At 54.4% G+C, this 21,679-nt stretch carries 23 protein-coding genes and 1 pseudogene; 13 read left to right on the top strand and 11 right to left on the bottom strand.

Annotated elements, in window-relative coordinates:
- The first annotated feature begins 11 nt into the window (after positions 1-11).
- The 4 genes and pseudogenes from arsH to ACIQVE_RS02595 form a co-directional block, all read left to right on the top strand.
- On the top strand, positions 12-710 hold the full coding sequence (gene arsH, locus ACIQVE_RS02610) for an arsenical resistance protein ArsH (RefSeq protein ID WP_402804220.1): 699 nt from the start codon (positions 12-14) through the stop codon (positions 708-710).
- Between the two features lie 109 nt (positions 711-819).
- Positions 820-1,563, top strand: coding sequence for a hypothetical protein (locus ACIQVE_RS02605; protein WP_402804218.1), 744 nt, complete (start codon positions 820-822; stop codon positions 1,561-1,563).
- Positions 1,560-1,775, top strand: coding sequence for a DUF4287 domain-containing protein (locus ACIQVE_RS02600; RefSeq protein WP_402804216.1), 216 nt, complete (start codon positions 1,560-1,562; stop codon positions 1,773-1,775). Before ACIQVE_RS02605 ends, ACIQVE_RS02600 begins: the two co-directional genes overlap by 4 nt.
- A gap of 13 nt (positions 1,776-1,788) precedes the next feature.
- Positions 1,789-1,947: pseudogene (locus ACIQVE_RS02595) on the top strand (GNAT family N-acetyltransferase); the annotation flags it as partial.
- Between the two features lie 65 nt (positions 1,948-2,012).
- Here the strand turns inward: ACIQVE_RS02595 and ACIQVE_RS02590 are convergent.
- Complete coding sequence (locus ACIQVE_RS02590; RefSeq protein ID WP_402804214.1) at positions 2,013-3,467, bottom strand: TrkH family potassium uptake protein; 1,455 nt, start codon at positions 3,465-3,467, stop codon at positions 2,013-2,015.
- A gap of 642 nt (positions 3,468-4,109) precedes the next feature.
- Between ACIQVE_RS02590 and ACIQVE_RS02585 the strand changes: the two genes are divergently transcribed.
- From ACIQVE_RS02585 to ACIQVE_RS02575, 3 genes are all read left to right on the top strand, one after another.
- Entirely contained in the window at positions 4,110-4,472 is a 363-nt protein-coding gene (locus ACIQVE_RS02585; RefSeq protein ID WP_402804212.1) for a DUF6124 family protein, read from the top strand.
- A 138-nt stretch (positions 4,473-4,610) separates the two neighbouring features.
- Complete coding sequence (locus tag ACIQVE_RS02580) at positions 4,611-6,152, top strand: phospholipase effector Tle1 domain-containing protein (protein WP_402804211.1); 1,542 nt, start codon at positions 4,611-4,613, stop codon at positions 6,150-6,152.
- Positions 6,152-6,805: a DUF2931 family protein gene (locus ACIQVE_RS02575; protein ID WP_402804209.1), complete on the top strand. Its 654-nt coding sequence runs from the start codon at positions 6,152-6,154 to the stop codon at positions 6,803-6,805. Before ACIQVE_RS02580 ends, ACIQVE_RS02575 begins: the two co-directional genes overlap by 1 nt.
- A gap of 243 nt (positions 6,806-7,048) precedes the next feature.
- Here the strand turns inward: ACIQVE_RS02575 and ACIQVE_RS02570 are convergent, their stop codons facing one another.
- The 7 genes from ACIQVE_RS02570 to ACIQVE_RS02540 form a co-directional block, all read right to left on the bottom strand.
- Entirely contained in the window at positions 7,049-8,182 is a 1,134-nt protein-coding gene (locus ACIQVE_RS02570; protein ID WP_402804207.1) for a DUF3732 domain-containing protein, read from the bottom strand.
- The gene (locus ACIQVE_RS02565) at positions 8,149-9,030 is read right to left on the bottom strand and encodes a hypothetical protein (RefSeq protein WP_402804205.1); all 882 of its coding nucleotides are present in this window, start codon (positions 9,028-9,030) and stop codon (positions 8,149-8,151) included. The genes ACIQVE_RS02570 and ACIQVE_RS02565 overlap by 34 nt, the downstream gene beginning before the upstream one ends.
- Positions 9,014-9,505, bottom strand: a complete 492-nt coding sequence (locus tag ACIQVE_RS02560; protein ID WP_402804203.1) for a three component ABC system middle component — start codon at positions 9,503-9,505, stop codon at positions 9,014-9,016. The genes ACIQVE_RS02565 and ACIQVE_RS02560 overlap by 17 nt, the downstream gene beginning before the upstream one ends.
- A 251-nt stretch (positions 9,506-9,756) precedes the next feature.
- Complete coding sequence (locus tag ACIQVE_RS02555) at positions 9,757-10,719, bottom strand: hypothetical protein (protein ID WP_402804201.1); 963 nt, start codon at positions 10,717-10,719, stop codon at positions 9,757-9,759.
- A 238-nt stretch (positions 10,720-10,957) separates the two neighbouring features.
- A complete protein-coding gene (locus ACIQVE_RS02550; protein WP_402804199.1) occupies positions 10,958-12,064 on the bottom strand; it encodes a DNA alkylation repair protein in 1,107 nt (368 codons plus the stop codon).
- A 2-nt stretch (positions 12,065-12,066) separates the two neighbouring features.
- Positions 12,067-12,672: a glutathione S-transferase gene (locus ACIQVE_RS02545; RefSeq protein WP_402804197.1), complete on the bottom strand. Its 606-nt coding sequence runs from the start codon at positions 12,670-12,672 to the stop codon at positions 12,067-12,069.
- Positions 12,673-12,734: 62 nt separating this feature from the next.
- Positions 12,735-13,643 carry a MurR/RpiR family transcriptional regulator gene (locus tag ACIQVE_RS02540; RefSeq protein WP_402804195.1) on the bottom strand — a complete coding sequence of 303 codons (909 nt, stop codon included), beginning with the start codon at positions 13,641-13,643 and terminating at the stop codon, positions 12,735-12,737.
- A gap of 416 nt (positions 13,644-14,059) precedes the next feature.
- Here ACIQVE_RS02540 and ACIQVE_RS02535 point away from each other — a divergent pair, with 416 nt between their 5' ends.
- The 3 genes from ACIQVE_RS02535 to ACIQVE_RS02525 all read left to right on the top strand — a co-directional run bounded on the left by ACIQVE_RS02535 (position 14,060) and on the right by ACIQVE_RS02525 (position 16,649).
- The gene (locus ACIQVE_RS02535; protein ID WP_047301757.1) at positions 14,060-14,464 is read left to right on the top strand and encodes a TraR/DksA C4-type zinc finger protein; all 405 of its coding nucleotides are present in this window, start codon (positions 14,060-14,062) and stop codon (positions 14,462-14,464) included.
- A gap of 227 nt (positions 14,465-14,691) precedes the next feature.
- Complete coding sequence (locus ACIQVE_RS02530; RefSeq protein WP_402804192.1) at positions 14,692-16,296, top strand: methyl-accepting chemotaxis protein; 1,605 nt, start codon at positions 14,692-14,694, stop codon at positions 16,294-16,296.
- 113 nt (positions 16,297-16,409) lie between these two features.
- A complete protein-coding gene (locus ACIQVE_RS02525; RefSeq protein ID WP_402804190.1) occupies positions 16,410-16,649 on the top strand; it encodes a hypothetical protein in 240 nt (79 codons plus the stop codon).
- Here the strand turns inward: ACIQVE_RS02525 and ACIQVE_RS02520 are convergent.
- A complete protein-coding gene (locus tag ACIQVE_RS02520; protein ID WP_402804188.1) occupies positions 16,620-16,856 on the bottom strand; it encodes a DUF2789 family protein in 237 nt (78 codons plus the stop codon). The two genes, ACIQVE_RS02525 and ACIQVE_RS02520, sit on opposite strands and share 30 nt — an antisense overlap.
- A gap of 47 nt (positions 16,857-16,903) precedes the next feature.
- Complete coding sequence (locus ACIQVE_RS02515) at positions 16,904-17,179, bottom strand: hypothetical protein (protein WP_402804186.1); 276 nt, start codon at positions 17,177-17,179, stop codon at positions 16,904-16,906.
- 401 nt (positions 17,180-17,580) lie between these two features.
- Here ACIQVE_RS02515 and ACIQVE_RS02510 point away from each other — a divergent pair, with 401 nt between their 5' ends.
- From ACIQVE_RS02510 to ACIQVE_RS02500, 3 genes are all read left to right on the top strand, one after another.
- Positions 17,581-18,051, top strand: coding sequence for a hypothetical protein (locus tag ACIQVE_RS02510; protein WP_402804184.1), 471 nt, complete (start codon positions 17,581-17,583; stop codon positions 18,049-18,051).
- An 8-nt stretch (positions 18,052-18,059) separates the two neighbouring features.
- On the top strand, positions 18,060-18,257 hold the full coding sequence (locus ACIQVE_RS02505; RefSeq protein WP_402804520.1) for a hypothetical protein: 198 nt from the start codon (positions 18,060-18,062) through the stop codon (positions 18,255-18,257).
- A 127-nt stretch (positions 18,258-18,384) separates the two neighbouring features.
- Positions 18,385-19,401, top strand: coding sequence for an ABC transporter substrate-binding protein (locus ACIQVE_RS02500; RefSeq protein ID WP_402804182.1), 1,017 nt, complete (start codon positions 18,385-18,387; stop codon positions 19,399-19,401).
- Positions 19,402-19,517: 116 nt separating this feature from the next.
- Here the strand turns inward: ACIQVE_RS02500 and ACIQVE_RS02495 are convergent, their stop codons facing one another.
- Positions 19,518-21,650 (bottom strand): TonB-dependent receptor, encoded by a 2,133-nt coding sequence (locus ACIQVE_RS02495; RefSeq protein ID WP_402804180.1) that lies wholly within the window; start codon positions 21,648-21,650, stop codon positions 19,518-19,520.
- Positions 21,651-21,679: the final 29 nt, after the last annotated feature.

Raw genomic sequence — 21,679 nt, 5'->3', positions numbered from 1 at the left:
GAGGACTGATCATGTCCGACCACTTGCCCAATCTTGATCAAACCCTGTTCGGAGGCTTGCCAACCGCAACCCCGGGCGAACACAAACCACGCATCCTGCTGCTTTACGGATCGACCCGCCAACGCTCCTTCAGCCGCTTGCTGGTGGAAGAAGCCGCACGCCTGCTCGAACATTTCGGCGCCGAGACACGCATCTTCAATCCGTCCGGTTTGCCATTGCCCGACGACGTCCCGGTCGACCATCCGAAAGTCCAGGAATTGCGTGAACTGATGCTGTGGTCGGAAGGCCAGGTCTGGTGCTCGCCAGAACGCCACGGCGCAATGTCGGCGGTGTTCAAGGCGCAGATCGACTGGGTTCCGTTGGAGCTTGGCGCGGTTCGCCCGACTCAGGGCAAAACCCTTGCGGTGATGCAAGTGTGCGGCGGCTCGCAGTCGTTCAACGTGGTCAATCAACTGCGCGTGCTTGGGCGCTGGATGCGGATGTTTACCATCCCTAACCAATCCTCGGTGCCGAAGGCCTACATGGAATTCGACGAAGCGGGGCGGATGAAGCCGTCGCCGTATTACGACCGTGTCGTCGATGTGATGGAAGAGCTGGTGAAGTTCACCGTGCTGCTGCGCGACCGCCAGGATTTTCTGGTGGATCGCTACTCCGAACGCAAGGAAAGCGCCGAGCAATTGATGGCCCGGGTCAACCAGCGTTCGATCTAAATAACGGTTGCGAAACAACGTGACATGGCTGGCTGCAAACGCTGGCCGGTTCACCTAGGATACCGGCGCATTACCCGTGTCACTGGCCAATACAAGGAAGTACTTAGTCATGAAGTTCAAGGAATGGGTTGATTTGACGGTCCTGTACAAACGCAGCCGCAAACAGCCGAACACATTGCTGTTCAAATGGAAAAATGCTCGCCGCCTATGGCCAATGTGGACGGTGGCAGCGGCAACGTTGCCCCTCGTTGTTTTGTCCGCCTTCGGGATCAAGTACCCGATATTAGTCCCGGTCTCCTATGTTTTTCTTGCCTTGTGGGCGGGTGGACTTTTCTTCACTCGACTCCATGCCATTCGCACAGTTTATCCAACGCAGTGCGCTGAACATTCCATTGCCCAGCAACCCTGGGTCGAACAAGAAAATATTCTTTGCTATGCGTTTTTTTTGCAGATTGTGAAAAATGAAGGCTACACGGCTGCCAAACTCCGTGAACTGTCGGCGTATTCAGACCTGACCGTCGCACCGGCCAAACCTTCTCTTTCGCAAAATCTGGGATTCGTTTCGCTTTTCGCTCTGATGATCGGGCTGTCCACTGAACTGATCAAAGCGACGTCATTTTTTATAGGTGGTAAGGGCGCTGTCATCCTCATCCTCGTCGCAGTTTTTTCGTTTATTTACTGGATTGTTTGGGATGGCATTCAAAGTACGCCTTATCAAAGACTGCGGATAAAAAGATATGTTGATCTGGCCAGCTATGATCTGGAAGAAGCGGTTCGGGATGTTCGAGAATTGAATCCGGCGGACTCTCCACCGGTTTTATCGATGAGCAATCAAAGGGAGCCAACAGCATGAGCGAAGACAACAAGGTAAAAGGCCCCGCGTCGTACTTCCCGTCCATCGAGAAAAAGTACGGCCAGCCCATCGGCCACTGGCTGAACCTGCTCGCCAGCGTCAGCGACAAGAAACACATGGAACTGGTGGCGTGGCTCAAGGAAGAACACGGCATGGGCCACGGCCATGCCAACGCGCTGGTCGCGCATCATCTGGCCAACGGCAAACAGTGAGGGCAGGGCAGCGATGAACTTCACTCACAGACCCGCATTGGCCGAAGACGTCAAAACCATCTGCAGTTTTGCGCAGGGTATTCAGGAACTGTTCTTCATTTTCCCGAAAGCGCACTACCCGCTGACGGAAGAACAACTGCGCAGCGCGATCAGCCAGCGGTTCGACGCCACGGTTTTATCGACGAGTTGATTTTCGTCCCTCATGTAGCTTGTCGTCTCAGCCCTTGACAAGCTGGGTCAATATCTCCAGAAAACTGGAGTTACGAGTACCAACACCGTCAGGATTTCCAGCCTTCCTAGAAGCATTCCAACGGTCAGTAGCCATTTGGCGGCATCCGGTAACGATGAGAAATTACCTGCCGGCCCAATGATTGTGCCAAGCCCCGGCCCGACGTTACACACCGCAGTAGCGGCACCGCTCAACGCGGTTGTCCAATCAAGTCCGATGAGGGCCAGGCCCAAGGCGATGGCGGCAATTGTGATGGTGAAGAAAAACGAGAAGGTCAATAACGAGCGCACGATCTCCTCGTCGATGGGATGGCCGTTGTATTTTTTCTGAATCACGGCTCGAGGATGGATCAACTGCTTCAAGCTACTGACCAGTAGGGCAGCAGCCACCTGAAAACGGAAGATTTTAAGACCGCCTGCAGTGGAACCGGAACAACCACCCACGAAGGTCAAATAGAAAAACAGCAAGACAGCGAAGCTGCCCCACAAGGTGTAGTCGCCAACAGCAATTCCGGTGGTCGTGACGACCGAAGTCACGTTGACTGCCACGATACGAAAAGCATCCCACCATCCGTAATCGCTGTGAAAATATAGCCAGGTACCCACAGCCAGCGATGTGATGAGCAAGAATCCAATAAATCCGCGTACCTGGTGATCCTTGATCAGTGCACGCCGATTGCCCCGCAATGTCGCGACGTACAAGGTGAATGGCAGGCTGCCCAGAATCATGATGGCCACTGCCACCCAGTGAATCGTTGGCTGCGTCCAATGCCCAAGTGAGGCGTCGGAAGTTGAGAACCCCCCGGTAGAGATCAACGACATTGCGTGGTTGACCGCTTCAAATGGCGTCATTCCAGCGAGCCAGAGCGCCAGAGCTCCGATGCCAGTAAGCCCCAAATAGAGCAGCAGGATGTATTTGGCTCCCACATGGGAACGCGGCGTCACTTTCTCTGACCAGTCTGAGGACTCTGTCTGGAACAGGCGCATGCCACCCACTCGCAACAGTGGAAGGATCGCCACAGCCATGCCAATAAATCCAATGCCTCCCAACCAATGAAGCATAGAGCGCCAGATCAACAAGCCGGGTGATGAAGTGTCCAGACCTGTGAGCACAGTCGAGCCGGTGGTCGTGATGCCAGACATCGTTTCAAAAAACGCGTCGGTGTAACTGATGTCACTGATGAACAGCATTGGCAACGCTGCGAAAGTGCACACAACCACCCAACTGGCCGTCGTCAGCAGGTACATATCCCTCGGACGTAGCTGGCCAGCATCCGGGCGCCCCCGGGCGATCAACATGAGGCCACAGATGAGGGTAATCAAACTCGACCAGAGAAACGCCGACAGATCGTCGCTACGCTCGTAGATCACCAGTGTGATCAATGGAATAGCCATGCTTATGGCCAGTGTGATCAGGAAAATACCTAAGATAAATCCGATAAGCCGAATCGCTGCGAGGGACATTACAGTCGCGTTCCAAATAAGCACCGCGCAGTATCGGATGCCCCACCTAAAGGCTCCGTAAATTCTGCGTAAAACTTTCAAGAGCAATCAGTCAGACAGCGTGCGTCAAAGGGCAGCTTTGGGTCGGAAGCTGTGGTTCATGAATGGCTGATTCATAAATGCGGTAGTTGCGCGCGCTACGTCCGTCCAGTCGGCAAACATCCCAGGCGACCCGCAAACCCTGTGGGAGCGAGCTTGCTCGCGATGGCGTCAGCCCAGTCACCTCTCACTTACCGACCGAAATAAACAGAAAATACCGACACTGTTTAAACGAAGCCTCCAGTAACCACCAAAGCCCTACAACGTCTTGCGCCATCGGCTACGAGTACGCCAGAATCCGCCGGCTTGTGCGTCTGGAACTCCCCCCGTAACTTGATTCTCGTCACTGCTCATCAGTGATCGGGTCTGCAAGCCCGCCGAAAAACCAGTCGCACAGCCCTGCCAAAGGACACTCGTTCGTGTTTGTTCAATGGCGGCTTTGTGCGGGAGACCCTCGGGTCTGCCGGGTGCCTGGTTTCCCGGTCTTGCAGACCCGCGCATAGCTGCCACCCATCATCTGCAAGTGATGCTGGTAGCTCCTAGTGAAAAATCAGGAGTTTCACCATGTTCAAAGTCACGCCCAACCCGCCAGAAACCGACCCCACATCCCCCTACGAATCCCCCGATTCCAAGAAATTCCACGAAGCCGCCGAACGCGCCCTCGACCACTACCTCAAGCCTGCCGACCAAATCATGGCCAGCACCAACGAACCCGACCGCATGTACTTCGCCAACCCGAAGTACGACACCGAATCCCTGCTGGCCAACGCCAGCGAAACCCTCGGCTCGGCCAGTGAAATGCTCGTCAACTTTGCGGCAATGCTTAATAACTCCCACCGCAAAACCGCGCTAGGCATTGCCCAAGTCGTAATGCTCGCCGAACTGGCCGTAAACAAAGCACTCGATGACGTCGAAGTCCCCAAATAACCACCCACCACGACGAGGGGAAACCCTCGTCACATCACGCGGTCTCAACGGGGCTGGCACACGGCCACGCCTTGCGCCCCCAGGTCTCGGCTGTCACCCTTCGGGCCGTTCTCAAGGATCAGAGCAAGGAACCAAGGATTGAGCGGCTACGTCCCCAACCCCCCGAAAAACTATCGTTACGAAGAAGCCAAACCCGTCGATATCCACGCCCAGCGCTGGGCTGAATACGAAAAACACGGGAAAGAACCCGCGCCCGAGCCTGAGAAAATCGGCATTGCGTTGCGGATTGGTGTGTTCTTTGATGGCACTGGAAATAATGCGAATAATGCCGCCGCAGGTCTGCTTTGTGGCGCGCATCACCCCATTTCACCCCAAGACATCGATTCCAGTTGCAAGCCGTATATGAGCGATCCGGATAGCAGTTACGGTAACGACGTCAGTAATGTGAAAAGACTGAGCGATCTGTATGACGCTCCTGAAGTAGCTGAAGGCGAGGGACAGCGAAAGCAGGCATTCCGTATGGTGTATGTCGAAGGTATCGGCACCCGATCAGGTGAAGAAGACAGCACTTTGGGTGCCGGCGCCGGGCGCGGGGAAACAGGTGTTGCCGGTCGCGTTAAATCTTCGTTTGTGCTCATCGAACAACGTATCAATGAAGCAGTTAAAGAAAATCCGGGTAGTGAAATTGTCTCGTTGACCTTCGACACTTTCGGTTTCAGTCGCGGTGCGGCAGCCGCTCGGCACTTCGCAAATGAGATAGTGCGTGGCAAACAAGGCCCGCTGGGCGAAATCTTGCGCAGCAATTCTGACGTCTTCAGTTCGTCCTTCGTTGATCAGTACCACAGCGATATCAATATGGGCTTTATCGGTCTGTTCGACACGGTGCCGTCAATCGCTGGCTGGTCCAATTTGGGCAACATCAAAAGCGCTGTCGCAACAGGTATCAGGCTTTTCCTCGACCGACGCTTTTTCACCGATGTTGTCCAATTGGTCGCTCGGGACGAATGCAGAGGTAACTTTGCCCTCAGTCGTGTTGCGATGGACCATCCTGAAATTGTCCTGCCCGGTGTGCACTCCGATATTGGTGGTGGCTACCTCGAAGAGGCGGAAGAGTGCGTACTCATCAGCCCAATGCAAACTCTTGAGGTGTCCATTAATACTGATGTTGCCACCACATCGATCTACCAGGATGCGGTCAAGGTGAGAAGCCAGTGGCTAAGCGAAGGATGGCCCTCCGAAATGCTGGAGATCGTCACACCACCGGCACTCCTGATGCCAATCGACCCGCAAGATCGATTGGGTCCACGCGTTAAGCGAGTCTATGCTGCCTTGCAGCTAAAACGGCCGGTGAGCGGAATGCTGGCTAGAGTTTTCCTGCGCGTAATGCATCAACAGGCAAAAGCCAAGGGAGTGCGTTTCAACGATATTCCCGAGACCCCTGAGTTTGTAATTCCGGCAGAACTTCAACCCATGTGCGATCGATTTGTCTCTGGTGACTTCAGCACCACGCTGGAAGAGGAGCAAGTGCTCCAACTCAAGTACATTCATACATCCGCGAACTGGAACCACCCACTTGGGCGAAGAGATGGAAGTGGCTTGCGGGCTGTATATATCAACGCTCCCACTGAAGATTCAATACGAGTAAAACATCCACACGTACCTGACTGGACGCTTTGGTAATGAAGTTATTCGCAACCTTGCTTTGCATACTGTTTGTTGCTGGTTGTCACGCTGACCCGCTGTCAGCGAAAAACGACCCCAAATCCCCATGGTGGGAACTCGGCTTTACCGAGCCTCGCTATATGAAAGTCTGGGTTGAGGACACCTCCGTCGAAGACATCAAAGGAAAGACGCTCCCACACACTGGCGGCGGATCCGCCTCGGGCGGGCAGCCAGAAGACGGAACAGAATCTGCGCGAGGCTGGCATGGCTTGGGCAGCTCCGCAAAAGCGGTGGTGGGCGCTGATCTCCCCAAACGTATCTTCGTTCGCTGGCAATCCATCGTAGAGCCTCAAACCTATAGTGTTTGGATCGATATACCGGAAGAAGCCAGACAGTTGATGCTGACTTCAGTCAACCAGCGCTGCTCGAAAACTCCAGAGAAAAGAGCTACCTATATATCTTCGGTTTATCTGGGCTTAGCGCCGGGTGGTGTCGTGCAGGTGTGGGTAAGGGACTCGTGTCACAGTCCGGTCGAAGTAGCGAAAGCACAGGCTGAAATCGAGCCATTGGGGCCGAGTCAGGGGAAAACCCAGGGACGATATGCTTATCCAGTCAGTGAAAAGTCCAGGCGCTATATAGAGAAGTGGGGCATTCCATACGGTAGTTGGTAGTCGCGGTATGCATCTGACTGGACACTCAGATAATAAGATTTAGCTTGTCCAGTTAGTGAAAAGTTAAAGCGGTATATCGAAAAATACGGAATTCCATACGGAAGTCGGTAATTTAGAAAAGGGGGCGTATTCAGTATTGCAAATTGTATGAATATAAATCTGTCGCTTTTTTCTTAAGAAGCTCTAAGGTGATTCTGAGGCGACTAAGTGTCGTCCCAGAATGAGCTAAGCTTAGTTTCGAGATTACAGCCAACTCGCAGGAATGAGCCCGTCTCCCTTGGTGTCCCAATTAGCAACCTCATGTGTATGAGGGATCTTTTCCCAGATATCCGGTCCAGCATGCTCGAGGACAATAATCTGAAAATTAAAACTAGCCCGCTCAAGACCCTGCGAAATCATTTCAAAGATTTTCATGGTGGCCCGAACATCTGAGGGACGATGCTTTTTTACATCAGTCCAATTGTCTAGATCATTATCACCACTGTGACTGCTCGGGAAATATACTTGGCTCGGTTGGTCAATTATCAAAAAGCTAAACGGCGGAAGATTTTGATTCTCTTCGAGAGCCAGATATTCATGGATCGCCATGAATGTCGCGATGTGATACCCCATCCAATTCGCCCCGCTTCCAACCTCCCATAGATAATCTCTTCTCTCATCCGCACCATCAAAGCGAAGCGTCAACTCCTTCAGGTCGAGCTTAATGTCAGAGCCTACAGGGGCCTCCAAAGGGAACTGATCAACATACTCGCCGATAAGTTCGCTTAAAGATCTCTCGACACTTTTCTCTCGGTTGTAGTGATTGGATTTTAGCATCTCTCTTTCATAGTGCTGAATGTCTTTAGTCAATATCGATATGCGGTCGAGGAGCGACTGGTCAACAGAGGTCTTGCCTATGCGGTTTAATAGTCCTGATATATCGCCTGCCATAAAATATATCTGACCGATAACATCCTTCAGCTTTTTGTCTTGAATCAGAATTTCATTCTTTTCCCGACGAAGACGATATAGAGTTTTTTGCTCGCTGCTCATCTTTCGCTTCAGGGAGGCGAGTTTTCGATCTACCACAGGGTTTTCTTGAAGAATCGAAGCGACAGTAGTGATTTTATTTACCTTACGTTCTAGTGCATCTAGGACCATGGGGAGTGAAGATGTCGACGAGCCACAGGCAACGCAATGAGCTTCAGGAAAGACGCTATTTTTAAGCCAATCAAGCCCGATAACATGCGAGCGCTCATCATTAATCGCAGCAAAAAATTTTTGTCCATTGGCTGCTAGGCTGCTGAATCCACTGATCTGAGCGGCGAGACTGTCCACTAATTCCTGCTGCTTAGCCTCAAGGTTTACCGCGGCGTCGAATTCGCGGTTCGTGTGCAACCGATCTGGTTCTTTTTTAAAATTTGCTCAAGCCGGCTTTCTTCATATGCCTTTACAACCGTTTGGAGTTTTGCAATGTTGTCCTCAAGTGCCTCGGATATGTCCTCATTTGACAGCATCCCTAGCTCGACGCACCGTCCTAACATGCGATCTACGTCGAATCCCCAGCGCTGCTTTGCCCTCTCTAGTACAACTAGCTCCTTATTGAGACTTTCTCGCTCTTTCTCTGCTGCATCACGACGGTGCTCGTTCATAACGTAAGTGGCATCGACTATCCCTAGCGCGTACGGCATTGCGCGAATCAGACGATTTTTGTGCAGCCATGAATCTGTTTTAAAGAAGAGAGTATTTGGGTTGGCCACAATATGCTGCGGGAGAAAATTAAATGCAGCCATATCACGGTACGAGCTGCGCGAATCGCGTTTTGGAGGTTTCTCTTCGTCAGAGTGAGGTAAGTCACTCATGCGCACTAAAGCATTAAACTTTTCCTTAAAGGCTTCAGTAACAAGCGTGGTAGACAGCGCTTCAGGATATTCGCCTGTAAAACGCTCAAGATAGAATTCTCCTGACACCTGTTTCGGCCCCGGCGTCTTTCGTGCAACCACCCAGGCTTCACCTAACATTGTTATTTTTAAACCGAACCAGGATACCTTATCTCGAATAAGCCCAATAGGTATCTGGCACTTACTCGCCCCTAAGGCATAGTCAATAATATGGATGATGGATGACTTTCCAGTGCTACTAAGTCCATGAATAATATTGATCTTCGAATTTTCGAAGGGGATGACTCTGATTTCTCTAAGGGCATCTTGTGGCCAAAGCACAATAGCATCAATTACGAATTTCATTTGGAATCCCGAATAATAGCTTGTAAAGAGTTTCGGTTGGCGCGGTGCTATACCAAAGGGCCAACTGTTTTGTTGTCTTCAACAGATCTGCGGGAATAGTCTTTTTGATGCCTGTTGGCCAACGAGACATGAGTGTCGAAAAATATTCATCCCCGTCTTCATCGATACTCTTCGTAACCAAGCCTGAAGAGACCGCGAGGTTAAGCCCTTGCAGAGTAGCAGGCGCATGAGCCCTAACACGTTCTTCAAGGTCAATCTTCAAAATGGGATTATCCCTAAGCACTGCGTCAATTTTCGAGCGTGCATTTCTGCTCCCGAGTGCGTGGCGATTACTTTCATTCCATACGATTGGGAGAACCAACATCAACTTCGTCAGGTCAATAGGAAATCCACTGGTCTGGTTTTCATACTCAGAAACAAAGTTTGTCAAAAGAAAGCAAGCCAAAGATGAGTTGTGGATAAGGTGTTTATCCATATATGCTCCGTTCATTGCTTTTCAGATTCCTTCTGCTTATGCCAATAGATAGGATGCTTGGTGCCCTCCGCATTGGCTAAGAAATGATAAGTTCCCATATATAGATATCGCTGAGAGGACTGAATTCGTCCGATATTCATTTCGAATGACTCCGGGGTTGAGGCGCTTATGTAAATCCCCATAAGATCTTCATTGAATAACTCGATTGGCGGCTTATTGGCTGTAAGCGCTTTAGCTGTTCTAATACTTTTTCAACGATTACAAAGTATCTCCTCGGCCGTGTTGAAGTCGTCCAACAAAACACCGCCACTTTTAAGCAGTCGTGTGCGCTCTGAATATGCAGCCCAGAAATGACCTAGCTCCTCATTTATAAACCAATCATTAATGTCCAGGCTCTTGAGTTGATCAAGAAATGGAAGAGCCATTCCTTTACGCAACTCTAAAAGCTCTTTGTAATCCGTGCTTTCCTGCGAAAGCGGCTGCAAAGGCTTTTGTTGATGGCTCACTAATAAAGCATGTTTTTTTGTGAAGAAGGTCTCCGCAGACGTCCAGTAACTCTGCCCCTCACTCCAGCTCTCAAGGCACCCCGAAATCAGATGGCCGAGCAGCGCTTCGTAAATCTGCTCGTGGTATTCCTCTACTCCTTCAGGGAATTGGAGCACCGAAATGACATCTTGTTTTAGTGCGGTCACCTCAACAGCGTCTACTACCAAGAGGTGTTCAATTAGAAACCCCAACTGTTCATCAGAAAAGCCTCTGACCTTGGCAGCAATGTCAGCAGTCTCACCTGTCATTGATGATGCCTGTTGACGCAGAGCGTCAATCGCCTCAGCGATAGACTTTTCCGTACTCGCTTGGGATAACTTGTCTGCGAGCGATCCCTCTGTTACCGGTTTATTAGTAACAATCACAAATTGTAGGTAAGCGTATTGCTGCCTTGATTTTTCAAGTTTATCAAGCCAGTTACGTAGGGTGTTCCAGAGGTTTCGACTACTGTCCTGAAGTGGGTTTTTGTCAAGAGTTGTAAGCTTGTCCTGCTCTTTAATTTGGAGTTCGCCCGCTGAACTCGGCACTATCTCTTCTATGTCATCTGCCGTTTCGATACCGAAGCGTGTCTGAGGATGAGTGCTTCGAAAAATCCGATGCAACGCCCGGACAAACTGATAGCAGTAGCCCGCTGCGCTGGCGCTAGCACTCGTATTTCTATCGCTCATATTCCCTCTCTTTAGCCGTCTCTTCCTTAGGGCGTTCATCCGCAGCGGGGCTGGATGAAGCCTTTGAGGCGATAAATGTATAGCAAATAGCCATGCATCGCCTAGGGGGCGGCTTTAGTCTATGCCAGCTTTTAAATCAGAATGGATCAGTTGAATGTCTGCTTCTGGGCGAGACTGGATCCTTCTGTAATCTCACATTTGTGCAAGTGTTGCCAGATCGGCCGAACGTCTAGGGATGTTATTCTGCGACGATGCTAAATGCGGTAGCTGCCAACGTCTTTCCGTTCAACATCACACAAACCCCATGCCGCCCAACAAAATGCTTGCGCGTCGTAAAATCCTTTATCACCTGCCGCCTCCCCACAACCACACTCCCAAACCCCGCCAACACCACCGTCTTCAACTTGAAAACCTTCCCCGAAACCCCGCCATTCGCTTTCACATAGTCAATCGCATAATCAATCACCAGCCGCTGCTCTTCAGCCACCGTCGACTTCACCACAAATGACAAAGTAATCGCCTCACCAAGCCTCACCACCGCCGGCTCAACCCTCACATCCAGCAACTCAACCTCAGGCTTCCCACCAGCTCCAATCACCGTCAGTGCCCGCAAATCCCCCTGTTTGATCAAACTCCTTAACGCATGCTTCGCAATCCAGGCTGTGTGTTTATTCTCAAGCGACCATCCTTCAATCGTGTCGAGCACCCACTTCGGGTGCACCTTCGTCACATCATTCAAATGATTCGCCACGGACTTGCGCACGTACAAACTTTCATCCGTCTTCAACCGATCCAGTATCCCGGCGGCCAACTGCGGATCAGCCTGTACCGGTTCCAACCGAAACGACCAAGGCAGGCGAGGGCGGCTGCCCTCGCTGGCGAGTCGGCGGACGTGGTGGTTTTCGTCTTGAGTCCAGTCGTGCATCAGTTCCAGCGAGCGCTCCAGGTCACTGCGCAGAAAGTGGCGGATGGCGAATTCGGATGAGCCGAAGGTGGTGAAGTACTTCAGCGCTTCCATTGAGGTATCGAATGCGTGAGCACCGTAACTCGCGACGTAATGCGGCAAGCACATGCTGACGAATCCACTGTTAAGCCGAGGCGCGAGTTCGCGCAACACATCGAGCGAATGCTCGTAATCCAGCGGCAGCACCGCGTGCAGGCTTTCACTGACACGCGCCATCCGCTGCATCACCGACAATTCGGCCAGCCCCTCATTGGCATGCTTCAAAAACGCCTTGGCCTTGAACGCCGGGTACACAGCGGTCATTTCTGTGGCGATGTGCTGCAAACGCTCAGCGTTAAAGATCTCTTTCAGTGCCGGTGCAGCGGTTTCAGTCGCGCTCATGATCAGGTCATCGGCGTGCTGACGAACGCTTCAAGGGTTTCGGCGTAGGCAGTGTATTGGGCGATACGCGGATAGCGCGCCACATCGATCTGGTCGGGGACGACGAGATCGGTGAAGCTCCAGGCGACGGCGAGGCTGATGCCGGCCTGGGTGAGGGTGCCGTCGGTGGGCAGGCCGGTTTTTTCGAGTTCGTGTTCCAGGGCGGTGAAGGCGGCGGCGAGTTGGCCTTCGACGCGTTCGACCCACGGTTGGTATTGGATGTCGGCCGGGCGCAGGTTGCGTTCGTAGTAGAGCTGCACGGCTTTTTCGCAGGCGGCGAGGCTGAGGCCGATCAGGCGCAGGGCGTGGGCGCGCTGGCTCAAGTCTTTCGGCAGCAGGCTTTTACCGGAGGCGGTTTCGAGGTAGTCGAGGATGAGGGTCGAGTCCATGAGGACGACGCCGTCGTCGAGGATCAGGGTCGGGGCCTTGACCACCGGGTTGATCTGCTGGAATTGCTCGAAGTGGCGGAACACCGAGACTGACTCGTGTTCGAGGTCAATCCCTAAGCGTTTGGCGGAGATCGCCACGCGGCGCACGTATGGGGAGTCCAGCATGCCGATCAGTTTCATGACGCGTTCCTTCAAGTCAAACCGGTGGGGTAGGCATAACCTAGCCGAGGTTGAAGGAATTGTCAGTCGTCGAATCCCGCTTGTTCGTGAATCTCATCGACATTCAATTCCAGTCGATAGGCCACGGCCACGAACAACGCCTGGCACAAACACAACGTCGCACTTAATGAACGAAAGGCCAGCGCACTGCCTTCGTTGACCAACAACACGCTGTTCGCGCGTTTGGCCAGTGGCGAGAGGTGGCTGTCGGTGATGCTCAGGGTGTTGGCCTGTTGCTCGCGGGCGTGGCGCAGGCAGTGTTGGGTTTCTTTGGCGTAGGGGGTGAAGCTGATGGCGATGACCAGGTCGCCCTCGCGGACGCTACGCATTTGTTCGCGATAGCTGCCGCCGAGGCCGGAAACGAGGTGGATGCGTTTCTGGGTGTGTTGCAAGTTGTAAACGAGATAGTCGGCGACGGCGAAGGAGCGGCGCACGCCGACGACATAGATGTTGTCGGCGTTGACGATCAGGTCGACGGCTTTTTCGAAAGCGGCGTCGTCGAGTTCGCGGCCCAGGCGTTCGATGCCACTGAGGGTGGCGTCGATGCATTCGCGGGCGAGGTCGCCGTCGCTGGCTTTCTGCGACTGGTTGGCGATCATGTTGCGGATGCGTTGTTGGTAGTTCTGCACCGGCGAGGCTTTGTGGGTGTAGGCGGTGCGGAACAGGGCCTGCATTTCGCTGAAGCCGCTGAAGCCGAAGCGCTGCGAGAAGCGCACGATGGCGGACGGATGGACTTCGCACTCGCGGGCGATGTCGCTGATGCGGTCGACCATGATCCGGTCGCTCTGCTGGCTCATGTAGCTGGCGATGCGTTTGAGCTGGCGCGGCAGGGTTTCGTATTCTTCGGTGATCAGTTGCAGCAGGCGCTCGGCATTGATCGGGGGGCTGGCGAGGGTGGCCTCGTCGGTGGCCGGCAGATCGGGGCGGGGCATAAGTCATCCTTCTGGCTGATCGATAACGCTGAGGCGAGGTGTGGTGCGGCTGATGTTAGTGGTGGTTTGCGGGGTTTGCTTGGCTGAAACGATGCACTGGCAAGTGAAAAAATTGCGATAAAGCATCGCTTGGTTAGCCGTTTGTCTTCTATATACAGCCGCTCGACTGAATTTCTTGCTATAAACGCACTCCGATAACCGCAATGAAGCCTGTATCAGAGCAGTTTCCGGGCTTTGTCGGACATATTCCCAGTATTTAGAGTTGCTGAGGCCTCCATCGGGCCTTAGACTGCCGCCCCTCGTAAATTGAGTGCCGGGTGGCGTTTGCAATAAACGATGCCTTTTCGTCGACCGGACACGGTTCGCCGGAACGCTCCCTATTTCGCCTTAATGCACGTTTTTTTATAGAGATATCAATGACAAAGGACAAGTTGCTGGCCATGCCGGCAGATGACTACATGAATGCTGAGCAACACGCTTTCTTCGCAGAGCTGTTGCAGAACATGAAAGTCGAAACCCACGAGCGCATTGAGCAAAACCGTATCGCCATCGAAAGCCTGGATACCCCGGCTGACCCGGCGGACGCGGCTTCGGTTGAAGAAGAGCGCACCTGGCTGGTCAACGCGATCGATCGCGACCAGCGCATGCTGCCGCAACTGGAACAAGCCCTTGAGCGCATCAAGGAAGACAGCTTTGGCTGGTGCGACGACAGCGGCGAGGCCATTGGCCTGAAGCGTCTGCTGATCAGCCCGACCACCAAGTACTGCATCGAAGCTCAAGAGCGTCACGAGCAGATCGATAAGCACCAGCGTCAGGCCTGATTCTGTGCGATGACCCATGAATGTGGGTCATCCTGAAAAGATCGCAGCCTTCGGCAGCTCTTTCATAGAGCTACTGAAGGCTGCGATCTTTGTTTTTGTTCGTCTGCGATATTCCAGGCCGTTCCATTGACCTGCTACAAGACACCACGACTAACGGACCATAGATAATGGCGTTGTAGTGGCGTTTAATGCAGTTACAACAATGAGAACAAACGTGGGGTGTCGATATGACGAGAGAAGGATCTCTGGTTGGGGCTTTGCCTGCACCAGTGCTTTTGCCGAAAAACCGCTGGATCGCACCGACCCTGCAAAGCATCGCCCTGATGCTGTTGTTGGCCGGCATGACGCTGGGTGAATGGTCGCTTTACATTGGCATGCCCTTGGCGGTGCTGATTGTCTGGCTGCCGCGCCTGCGCTCCCGAGCCGTCCCTGATGCACAGCCTGCCGACACCGGCAGCGCCATGTCCGAACTGACCCGTGACCTTTCCTACACCACCAGCCATAACGCCTTGTCGGCGGCCGGGGTGGCGTTTTCGGTCAAGGAACTCGCAAGCAAACTCGAATCGCAACTCGATGCGGCGGCACGGATTGTCAGCAACGCCGAGGTGATGATCGCCACCGAACATGCGACTTCGCAGCTCAGCCGCGATGCACTTGCGGCGGCCAGCGAGGCGCATAGCAGCAGTGCAGCGGGGCGTACCGAACTGGTCGATTCGATCTCGCGCATGCATCAGCTCAGTCAGCGCGCGAATGCCAGTCGAGAGCTGATCGAAGCCTTGAGCCTGCGCAGCGATGATATTCAGCGCGTGACCCTGGTGATTCAGTCAATCGCCAGCCAGACCAACCTGTTGGCGTTGAACGCGGCAATTGAGGCGGCGCGGGCCGGCGAGCATGGTCGCGGTTTTGCGGTGGTGGCTGATGAGGTGCGTGGATTGGCGGCGCGGACGGCGTCGGCGACTGGCGAGGTCGGCGAGATGGTTGCCGACATTCAGCAACGCACCGCGCAAGTGGTGGAGCAGATCCGCGAGCTGTCCAGCGACTTGCACACAGGCGTCGAGCAGGTCGAGCACACCGGAAAGCATCTTGAGAACATCGCGCGTTTGGCGGCTGGAGTGGAAACGCAGGTCGGCGAAATCGCCCGTGGCGCGGAGACCAATCGCGAGCAACTCGACAGTTTGTTCAAGGCCATCGAGCAGATGCGCAGTGATTTGGCGATCAGCGATCAACAAACCCGTCGACTCGCCGAAGCAGCGGTGCAGATGGAAGGACAGGCGGAAACCATCAGCGAGCGTCTGGCCGAAGTCGGCCTGGATGACTATCACCAACGCATCTATGACCTGGCGCGCGATGGGGCCAGCCAGATTGCGGCGCGTTTTGAAGCGGACGTCGAGCAAGGGCGGATCAGTCTCGAAGATCTGTTCGACCGCCAGTATCAGGCGATTCCGAATACTCAACCGGCGAAATTTCAAACCCGATTCGACCGTTATACCGATCAGGTTCTGCCGGCGATTCAGGAACCCTTGTTGCCGCGTCACGAAGGTCTGGTGTTCGCCATTGCCTGCACGCAGCAGGGCTATGTGCCGACGCACAATCAGGCCTTCAGCCAGCCGTTGACTGGCGATGCGCAGGTCGATGCGGTCAACAGCCGGACTAAACGCAAGTTCGCCGACCGCACCGGGATTCGCTGTGGCAGCCATCAGCAACCGGTGTTGTTGCAAACCTACACCCGCGACACCGGCGAGTTGATGCACGATCTGTCTGTGCCGATCACGATAAAGGGCCGACACTGGGGCGGTTTGCGTTTGGGCTATAAACCAGAAAGTCCGCGTTGATCGATTGTTACGCTTGATGCAATGAATCTGTGCACGAGCGTTGCTGTTTCCGCTGCGGCCAAATCATTAACATGCCTACTTAGTTAGGTGGCTAATGAGTTTAGGAGGTCCGCATGCAATGCAGGGTTGATGTTGCCGTGATGATCGGCAGTGGCGTGCCCGCTGGTTTGCGCGCGATGGGGCAAAGCGTTTGCTGGGTGGTTTTGCTCAACGGTGAGCGCCGTGGCACCGCGTTTGCCAGTCGCGATGAGGCCGAGGAGTGCAGGGCTGCGTGGCTCGCGCAGTTGAAGTTCGAGACTGGCAACAGCCTGCACTGTTCGGGGTCACTTGTCGTCGTGCAAGCGTACGTTTAGTTCATCGAAGACAATTGCCCTGTCGTCGTCTTTGCCAATCCACTCTTCAAGTGTCTGTTTTTGAGCTTCCGTCCAGAAATGCGCATCAACCAGTTTGGTGTTGGCATCCAGCGGATGCTGTTCGATGAAGTCGTCGATTTCCGTGTCCTCTGAAGGCAGTCCCAACTGATCGAACAGGGTTTTCAAGTTGTATGTTTCCAGATCCATCGTGTGCTCCTTTTGCGCGCGCCGGGATGGCGCAATCGACACTCTCTCTATCTGAGGCAGCCGCTGGCCAGGAGTTCGATTTGTAATTCGAGGGAGCGGGCGAGCGCGCAAGCCTCGTTATGATCTTCGCGGAAACCTCTTACGCGGCCGGTCGACTTTTCTTTGATGTGAAAGAAGGCGTTTCCTGCAGGTACCACCTGAAAGCGTGGTGTCTGGCCGTTTGTTACCGATTCCGGCAAATCTTCCATACCGGTGATATGCAGGATCAGAGGCGATTTGAGTCGGGCGTCAGCGGTCATGGCGAAATGAGTCAGAGTGCACATATGAAGTCCTTTTCATCAGTTGGCCGATATTTACAGGCCGTTGCGGGTAGTCTTTATGAGCATCGCTGCTCTAGAATCGCCAGTACCTGTTGACGACAGCGCTTATCTAAAGCAATTTTTCGCAAGCGATATGTCGGAAAAGAGCTTTTTTTCGTGCGAATTTTCCCTAAAGTTCGTAGTCAACTTTCTCTCATGGCCGGTGAGGATTTTTCCTTCAGGCTTTGGCGACATTGGAGTAAGTTTCGCGAGTGACAATCCAGTAGTCTTGCAAACCTCGCGTTGAACGAGCGCTCTGCTCAGTTCGGGTTTTTCTTTGAGTCAATTGGCAGTGCCATCGGCCTGGCCGTTTTTTTGCCGTGCGCGTTTCCCGTGTGCGGTTTTTCAGATGTGGGGATGTTTCTTTGGCAGTCAGTAATCTCGATATGCATGCTTTGTTCGTGCTGGGTGATTTGCGTGCAAAGCTGGTCAAGCAGTTCCAGTCGCGTTTTGTTTACATCACCGAGCAAAGCGCCGAAGGCATTTATGTTGCCGAGATCGACACCGAAAGTGCTTTGGTTGTCGATGACAAACCGGGGCTCAAGCTCAAGGTTGGCGATCATTTCAGTGCAGCAGTCTTGCCCAGCCGTGAAGGTGGAAAGCTGGATATCCGCTTTCGTGAAATAAAACTGACGGCCTATGGGCTGGGTGATTACGCCTTCGTCGATAGCGCTGATGGCCATGCGATCCTGTTCAAGGAAGGTCACAGCGTGGTGACCGTGTTTGCCGCCAATGAGCAATTGCAGGAAGGCCTGACCAAGACCCTGAAAGCCGTCACTGGCAAAGCCGCGAAATGGCGCAAGGGCGAACTGGTGACCTTCAAGGCCAGCGAGTGATCGGCGGTTTGAGTCGCGCCGATTTCCATTCGCAGAACCTCGACAATGCGCGTGATGAGGCCGGGCGATTTTTCGCCATGAAGGCCGAGTTGCAAGGCGCGTGGCTGGGATGGGTGGCCTCGCAGATCTACGCATTGCGTCCAGCGGAATACGCCAGCATGGTCAGACGCGAGCTGCAAAGCTTGCAGGAAAAGTCTGAAAGCTAACCTCGTCTGGGGCCAGGCCCTAAAAAAGCAGGAACCTCGTCTACAGTCAGTTGACTGAGTATTCAGAGGCTTGCGGTCTTCTGTCAGGCCATCCTGCCATTGCTGTGAACAGCACGAGGTGCAATGCATGAACGGATTTCGACGGTTACTGGCCGCCAGCGTGGCTGCATTCGGTTTACTGACTTCAGCGCAATCGGCGATGGCGGCGCAGACGCCGATCCATTTCGCCGACCTGAATTGGGAAAGCGGCAGCCTGATCACCGATGTCTTGCGGATCATCGTCGAGAAGGGCTACGGATTGCCGACCGACACGTTGCCTGGCACCACCATTACCCTGGAAACCGCATTGGCCAACAATGACATTCAGGTCATTGGCGAAGAGTGGGCGGGGCGCAGCCCGGTGTGGGTCAAGGCCGAGGCCGAAGGCAAGGTCGTGAGCCTGGGCGATACGGTCAAGGGCGCCACTGAAGGCTGGTGGGTGCCGGAATACGTGATCAAGGGTGACCCGGCCAAAGGTATCAAGCCGCTGGCACCGGACTTGCGCAGTGTCAGTGATCTGAAAAAGTACAAAGACGTGTTCAAGGACCCGGAAAACCCGAGCAAGGGGCGCTTCCTCAACAGCCCGATTGGCTGGACTTCAGAGGTGGTCAACAAGCAGAAACTCACGGCTTACGGGTTGCAGGACGACTTCACCAATTTCCGCAGTGGCTCGGGTGCGGCGCTTGACGCCGAGATCAGTTCTTCGATCCGTCGGGGTAAACCGGTGCTGTTCTATTACTGGTCGCCGACGCCGTTGCTGGGCAAGTTCAAACTGGTGCAACTGGAAGAGCCGCCGTTTGATGCCGAGGCCTGGAAGACGTTGACTGACGCCGATAATCCCAACCCGAAACCAACCCGATCACTGGCGTCGAAGCTGTCGATTGGCGTGTCTACGCCGTTCCAGAAGCAGTATCCGCAGATTGCCGAATTCTTCAGCAAGGTCGATTTCCCGATTGAACCGTTGAACAAGGCGTTGGCCGAGATGAGCGAGAAGCACACCGCACCGCGTCAGGCGGCTGAAGCGTTCATGAAGGCGCATCCGGATGTGTGGCAGGCGTGGTTGCCGAAGGATGTGGCGGAGAAGGTTTCGGCTGATTTGAAATAGAGGGTTGAGGTCACTGGCCTCATCGCGGGCAAGCCCGCTCCCACAGGTTTTTCTGTCGAATACAAAATATGTGCACGACACCAGTCACTGTGGGAGCGGGCTTGCCCGCGATGCTTTTAGAATCGGGTCTGCACCGCCAATTCAAAGGTACGCGGTGTACCGAGGTAATACGCCGGCGATACGTGCGCAAACTCGGCATACACCTCATTCGTCAAATTACGCACGCGCCCGGTGACGGTGGTGTGTGTATCGACCTTGTAACTGAGGAAGCTGCCGAACAGCGTGTACGACGGCACGGTCATGGTGTTGGCGCTGTCGGCGAACACCGACGCGACATAACGCGCATCGACTCCACCTTGCCATTGCGGCGAAAAATCATACGTCAGCCACAGATTGCCAACCCGGTCCGGGACATTGGTGGGCGTATTGCCCTTGCGCGAAACCACTGCGCCAGCGGCGTTCTTTTCTGTGAAGTCGTCATATTGCGCATCGACCCAAGCGAAATTGCCCTCGGCGAGTAACTTGTCCGTAATCCGCAAGGAGCTGGCAATCTCGATCCCTTTTGACGTCTGCTGACCCACCGGAATACTGCTGGTTGGGTCGAGCGGATCGGTGACGGCGAAGTCCTTTCGTTCGATCGTATAAGCCGCCACCGTGGCCGAGCCGCGCCCGTTGAGATAATCGAACTTGCTGCCGATTTCCCATTGCTTGCCGGTCGAGACGTCGAAGTCTTGTGTGCCGTTGGGTTGCTCGGCCGCGGTGCTGTATTGCACGTAGACGTTGGCCGAAGGAATGAACTGGTAAGTCAGGCCCGCGCGACCGGTGACCGGCTCCCAACTGCGCTTGAGGTGCCTGGGATTGGCGGCGGTCACAGTGCGGTGGTTGGTCACGTCGAGATCAATGTCGTCATAACGCAGGCCGGTGAGCAGCGAGAGTTTGTCGGTCAACGCCAGACGGTTTACCACGAACAGCGCTTTGGTGGTGACCTCGTTGGTCTTGTCGCTGATCAGCTTCGGTTTGGTGCCGGGAATGTCGTAGAAATGGCCGGGCCGATAGTGGTTCGGGTTTACCGCGCTTGCGCCTTTTATGTTGAGCGGCGAGTTGGTGGTTTGGTTGACCTTGTACTCGAAACCGCCGGACCACGTCGTATCAAGACCCAGTAGCGTGTTGTCGTGGCGCAGTTCGAACTGGTTGCCGTTCTGTTCGCCCTGATGCCGCACCTGATACGCCGTCGAACGGTTCACCGCCGAGTTGTCGGCGTTGTACTGGTAGGTCTCGAGGTTGCGGTAATCGCGTTGGCTGTCGAGGTGATACAGCGTGTTGCGCAGGGTGGTGCTGTCGTTGATCCTGTAGTCGATGATCGACCGTACCCAGATTGTCCGCTGTTCGTAGCGGCCGTCCTCGACGTTGTAGTTGTTGAAGCGATTGTGTTTATCGATCTTCAACTCGCCGGCCTTGGGGTTGAGTACCGGCGTGCCCCAGTAAGGACTGTCTTCGTGCTCGTCCTGATATTCCAGGGCCAGGGTGTGCGAGAGGTTTGGCGTGAGATCACTGAGCAACGAGAACGCCACGCTCCACGCGTCGCGCTCCTGTCGGTCGATGTAGCCATTGCTGGTGTTGTGGCTGACGTCCAGCCGCGCGTAGTGCTGCACCTCGCTGCCTGGATCGGTCAGCGCATGATTGAGGCCGAACGCGGTCTCGGTGGTGTCGTAGGTGCCGTAACTGACCCGGCCTTCAACGGCCTGTTCATCTCGGGTCGCCAGTTTGGTCACGTAGTTCAACGAGCCGCCGACCGAGCCTGCGCCATTGATCAGCGACGACGGGCCGCCCACTAACTCCACCCGGTCATAGATCCACGCATCGACGGGGCGGGCGAGGCCGCCGGAAACGTTGATGCCGTTAAACATCTGGGTGATCTGGCTGCTGGTGAAGCCGCGATAGGAAACGAATCCACCGAAGCCTGGCGGTGCGCTGGCATTGACGCCGGGCAGGGTGTTGGCGGCGTCCTGGAAGTTCTGCGCGCCGTGGCGTTCGATGTCGTTGCGATTGGCGATGGCCACCGAGGCGGGTGTTTCGCGCACGCTCAGACCGAGGCGCGAAGCCATGCCGCTGGACTGGTCAAGGCTCAGGCCCGGTTCGCTGCCGGATTCGCCATCAATGGTAATCGGCGCCAGATCCACGGTGGATTGCGCCCAGACGTTAACGGACAGGCAGCCGCACAGGCTCGCCAGCAAAGTAAGTTGTTTCATCATTGAATCCTGAATGCTTGTCTAGGAGT

Source organism: Pseudomonas sp. NPDC098747 (assembly GCF_044760045.1).
Classification (GTDB): domain Bacteria; phylum Pseudomonadota; class Gammaproteobacteria; order Pseudomonadales; family Pseudomonadaceae; genus Aquipseudomonas.
Note: the sequence above shows the minus strand (reverse complement) of the source record. Positions and strands in the feature narration are given on the sequence as shown.